This is a genomic window from Streptomyces sp. SID11385, from assembly GCF_010548245.1.
Taxonomy (GTDB): Bacteria; Actinomycetota; Actinomycetes; order Streptomycetales; family Streptomycetaceae; genus Streptomyces.
The window spans coordinates 1-2,443 of the sequence record NZ_JAAGLR010001156.1; the positions used below are offsets into that span (position 1 = coordinate 1).

Annotated in this window: 2 protein-coding genes; one reads left to right on the forward strand and one right to left on the reverse strand. The window is 73.0% G+C overall.

Annotation, left to right across the window (positions count from 1 at the left end; genetic code table 11):
* Nucleotides 1-86 precede the first annotated feature (86 nt).
* Nucleotides 87-1,115: an aspartate-semialdehyde dehydrogenase gene (locus tag G3I42_RS35200; protein WP_164291718.1), complete on the reverse strand. Its 1,029-nt coding sequence runs from the start codon at nucleotides 1,113-1,115 to the stop codon at nucleotides 87-89.
* Nucleotides 1,116-1,556: 441 nt separating this feature from the next.
* Here G3I42_RS35200 and G3I42_RS35205 point away from each other — a divergent pair, with 441 nt between their 5' ends.
* Nucleotides 1,557-2,027, forward strand: a complete 471-nt coding sequence (locus G3I42_RS35205) for an NUDIX domain-containing protein (RefSeq protein WP_203607752.1) — start codon at nucleotides 1,557-1,559, stop codon at nucleotides 2,025-2,027.
* Nucleotides 2,028-2,443: the final 416 nt, after the last annotated feature.

Consider the following 2,443-nt stretch of genomic DNA (forward strand, 5'->3'; position numbering starts at 1 on the left):
CCGCGGGTGGCGGGGCCGCCCCGGGGCGGCAGGTGCGCCGGGCGTTGGCGGGAGACCCAGCCCTTCGCGTCGGCGCCGGCGGGGCCTCAGCCCTTCAGTTCGGCCGCGACCAGTTCCGCGATCTGCACCGCGTTGAGCGCCGCGCCCTTGCGCAGGTTGTCGTTGGAGACGAAGAGCGCGAGGCCGTTCTCGACCGTCTCGTCGGCGCGGATGCGGCCCACGTAGGAGGGGTCCTTCCCGGCGGCCTGGAGCGGGGTCGGGATCTCGGAGAGCTCGACGCCCTCGGCCGCGCCGAGCAGTTCCTCGGCGCGCGCGACGGTCAGCGGGCGGGCGAAGCGGGCGTTGATCTGGAGGGAGTGGCCGGAGAAGACCGGGACGCGCACGCACGTGCCCGAGACCTTCAGCTCCGGGATCTCCAGGATCTTGCGCGACTCGTTGCGCAGCTTCTGCTCCTCGTCGGTCTCGAAGGAGCCGTCGTCGACGAGGGAGCCCGCGAGGGGGAGGACGTTGAAGGCGATGGGGCGCTTGTAGACGCCGGGCTCGGGGAAGTCGACCGCCTCGCCGTCGTGCGTCAGCTTGTCGGCGTCCGCCACGGTCTTCTGCGCCTGCCCGTGCAGCTCGGCGACGCCCGCGAGCCCCGAGCCGGAGACGGCCTGGTACGTGGCGACGACGAGCGCCTCCAGCCCGGCCTCCTGGTGCAGCGGCTTGAGCACGGGCATCGCGGCCATGGTCGTGCAGTTCGGGTTGGCGATGATGCCCTTGGGACGGTGCGCGATCGCGTGCGGGTTGACCTCGGAGACGACGAGGGGGACCTCGGGGTCGCGGCGCCAGGCGGAGGAGTTGTCGATCACGACGGCGCCGGCCGCCGCGACCTTCTCGGCGAGCACCTTCGAGGTCGCGCCACCGGCGGAGAAGAGGACGATGTCCAGGCCCTGGTAGTCGGCCGTCGCCGCGTCCTCGACCGTGACGGGGCTGCCCTGCCAGTCGATCGTGGAGCCCGCGGAGCGCGAGGAGGCGAAGAGTCGCAGCTCGGTGACCGGGAACTTCCGCTCGGCGAGGATCCTGCGCATGACCGTGCCGACCTGACCGGTGGCTCCGACGATTCCGACCCTCACGGGGGACTCCTTCACTGCTGCGGCCTTGGCTGGCCTGCGGACATACGACCATGATGCGACTGCCCGGGGCCGCTCTGTCCAATGCAATGTTCAGTACGTGGGACGTGCCACAGCGGGGGCCGCGGTGTGGGCGCGCCGGGGTGAGGCGGGTCACTCGGGGCGGCGAGGGACGGCGGCGAGGGACTGCGGCGCTGGGCGGGCGATCGTCCGATGATCGCCCGGCCGATTTCCGGGGAGATGATCGGACGATCGCCGTGCTGGTGGGCCGGGCGATGGTCGGATGATCGCCGTGTCCGTTTGCCGGGCGATCATCAGATCGTCGCCCGGCCGGATTCCGGGGTGATTTTCCGATCGTCGCCGTGCCGAACTCCGGAGTGATCACCGCCCTGTCGCATTCCCGATCTCTGGGTCCCCTCCGCACGGAGCGGCTAACGTCGATGGATGCGCTGGGAATTGAGGGTGGCGTCCTACGCCGTGTGTGTCCGCGAGAACCGTGTGAACGCGAGCCCCGAGATCCTGCTCGCCCGTTGGGTCGCGGCGGACGGCCGCCGGCTGTGGACGCTGCCGGGCGGCGGTATGGAACCCGGCGAGGACCCGTACGACACGGTGATCCGCGAGGTCGCCGAGGAGACCGGCTACCAGGCCGAGCCCACCTCGCTCCTCGGGACCGACTCCATCCGCCGCGAACACAGCCGCATGGGCACCCGCTCCGCCTTCCACGGCCTCCGCCTCGTCTACGAGGCGACGATCACGGGCGGCAGTCTCCGCAACGAGGAGAACGGCTCCACGGATCTCGCCGCCTGGCACCCGGTCACCGATATCGCCGAGCTGCCGCACGTGGAACTCGTCGAGGTGGGCATGCGGCTGTGGCGCGAACGGCCCGCGGTGGGGCGGGTGCCGCGCGAGACGTGAGGGAAACGGGCCGCGCACGTGCCCGGAGCGGCGGGCCGCACACGTGCCCGGAGCGCCCCCACCAACGGCGGAGCCGGCCGTCCCTACCCCGCCAGGTGAACCCCTCGTAGCCCGCGGGAGGCCACCGTCCGGCGGGGTGGGGACGGGCGGGCGCGCCGGGTGATCCCCGTAGCCCAAGCGGTGGCGAGGCGTGCGGCGGCGTTCACGTCACGGCCACGCGCGCTGCCGAACCTCCCTGGTGAGGAGGGGGAGCCGCCCCCTCCCGCCCCCCGGGAGGGACGCGCATGTCGCGTACGCACTCCAGCAGTAGCCCCCACAGCACCCCCGCCCCCCGCACCCCCGCCCCGCGCTCGGCCCCCGCGCGCCGCACCCTTCTGCTCGCCGCGTCGGCGGCCGGTCTCACCGCGGGGGCCGCC

Coding starts and splice junctions, on each gene's coding strand:
- G3I42_RS35205 (WP_203607752.1), top strand. CDS start 1,557: ATGCGCTGGGAATTGAGGGTGGCGTCCTACGCCGTGTGTGTCCGCGAG.